A 408-nucleotide genomic window follows, 5' to 3' on the forward strand; every position below is an offset into this window, starting at 1 on the left:
CAGCCCGGTGGAGCACACCGCGACCTCGATCGCCCCGGTCTCGGTGCCCCAGTCGGCCAGGGCTGCGGCGACGGCCTCGGCGGTGGCGTGGGCGTCCTGGAAGCCGAGCGCACCGGTGCAGGCGTTGGCACCGCCGGCGTTGAGGATGACCGCGCGCAGGTTGCCCGTGGTGAGCACCTGCTGCGACAACTGCACCGGGGCCGCCTTGATCTGGTTGCGGGTGAACACGCCTGCCGCGTTGTGGTCGGGACCCTCGTTGAACACCAGCGCCAGGTCCAGCGCTCCGGAAGCCTTGATACCCGCGGCGATTCCGGTGGCCCGGAACCCGGCAGGCGCGGTCACGCCCTGCGTCCGCACCAGCTTGGCATCCACATTCGACGTCACGGTGCCACTCCCACGATCGAAAGT

At 70.6% G+C, this 408-nt stretch carries 1 protein-coding gene; it reads right to left on the minus strand.

Going from position 1 to position 408, the window contains the following annotated elements:
- Window positions 1-384: bifunctional ornithine acetyltransferase/N-acetylglutamate synthase (locus CS062_RS25615; protein ID WP_199174395.1), on the minus strand; the 384-nt coding region annotated here is incomplete at its 3' end.
- Between the last annotated feature and the right edge of the window lie 24 nt (window positions 385-408).

The organism is Roseateles chitinivorans (assembly GCF_002761755.1).
GTDB classification, from domain to species: Bacteria; Pseudomonadota; Gammaproteobacteria; order Burkholderiales; family Burkholderiaceae_C; genus Roseateles; species Roseateles chitinivorans.